The following is a 1,492-nucleotide window of genomic DNA, read 5'->3' as shown; positions in this document are numbered from 1 at the left end:
TGGGAGTATCCCAAAGTTTGTGTAAACCTCTAAACTGATGTAAGATAGAATTACTCAGTTTGGAGGTTTATTTTATGGCAAGAAAAAAGGATTCACCACAAAAAGCAGCGCTTAGAGAACTCATGGGAAACTACCTGAGAGAAAACAATGTAAAAGTAAAAGATGGAACAGATGTTAATTCCATTATGCGGGATATGATGTCTATCATTTTGGAAGGTGCCCTTGATCAGGAACTGGATGAAGAACTAGGATATTCCAAGTATGATTATCGAAATAAAGAAACCGATAATTCCAGGAATGGACATTCCCAGAAAACGTTACATACCAGTTACGGAGATATGGAGATTGATATTCCAAGGGATCGAAAAGGCGACTTCGAACCACAGGTTGTAAAGAAGTATCAGAATTCGATTACGCAGGAGATGGAAGAAAAGATCATTTCCATGTACGCAAAAGGAATGACTACTGCCGATATAGAAAGCCACATGCGTGAATTATACGATCTTGAGATCTCCGACAGTACTGTCAGCCGGATCACTGATAAGATCCTGCCAATAGTAAAAGAATGGCAGGAAAGGCCATTAGAAAGTGTGTATGCTGTTGTATTTATGGATGCGATCCATTTCCATGCCCGTAATGAGGGGCGGATTGTAAAACGTGCTGTTTACATTGCGATTGGGATCGATATGGAAGGACGTAAGGATGTCCTCGGAATGTATGTTGGTCAAAATGAAAGTGCCAAGTTCTGGCTCTCCATCCTGAATGGCCTGAAAAACCGGGGCGTAGAAGATATATTGATTGCGTGTGTGGATGGACTGACCGGTTTTCCACAGGCAATTGAAGCAGTATTTCCCCAGACCGAGATCCAGCAGTGCATAATCCATCAGATCAGGAACACCACGAAATTTGTTTCTTACAAAGAGATCAAACCACTTATGGCAGATCTGAAGCGTGTATATGCAGCTCCTACAGAAGAAGTTGCATTGGCAGAACTGGACAGCTTTGATGAAAAATGGAGCGGGAAATACCCTAAGATTGCAAAGTCATGGAAAGATAACTGGGCAAATCTTTCAACGTATTTTAAGTATCCGGAAGCTGTCAGACGTCTGATCTATACCACGAACACGATTGAAGGATTTAACCGCCAGCTCCGAAAAGTCACCAAATCCAAGACGGTCTTTCCATCCGATGACAGTCTCTTGAAAATGCTGTATCTGGCCATGATAGATATCACCAAGAAATGGACGGGACACCGTCAGGATTGGGGACAGATCCATTCTCAGCTGGAAATTTTCTTCGAAGAAAGATTGGAAAGGTTATAAGCAGAATGCATGCTAGGCAGGGCTGGCACAGCCAGTCCTGCTTGACATGCCCAAAAACTGCATTATAATACAAACAAGGACAGAACCCTGAAAAACAGGTTCTGTCCTCGATAACTAATGACATATCTTATATCAGTTTTTTCTGTTTACACAAAACTTGAAACGCTCTC

The 1,492-nt window shown here is 42.0% G+C and carries 1 protein-coding gene; it reads left to right on the top strand.

The features are described 5' to 3' along the window. Positions 1-122: 122 nt before the first annotated feature. Positions 123-1,322: an IS256 family transposase gene (locus tag AB5213_RS17095; RefSeq protein WP_368277030.1), complete on the top strand. Its 1,200-nt coding sequence runs from the start codon at positions 123-125 to the stop codon at positions 1,320-1,322. Positions 1,323-1,492 lie beyond the last annotated feature (170 nt).

Origin of the sequence: Coprococcus sp. RTP21204st1_G4_RTP21204_210225, assembly GCF_040915385.1 — a bacterium.
GTDB lineage: Bacteria > Bacillota > Clostridia > Lachnospirales > Lachnospiraceae > Allocoprococcus > Allocoprococcus comes.
The sequence above is the reverse complement of the archived record's forward strand: the minus strand, read 5'-3'. Positions and strand labels throughout refer to the sequence as shown.

Bases quoted from the DNA above. Each gene is read 5' to 3' on its own strand.
- AB5213_RS17095 (WP_368277030.1), top strand. From the start codon at position 123: ATGGGAAACTACCTGAGAGAAAACAATGTAAAAGTAAAAGATGGAACA.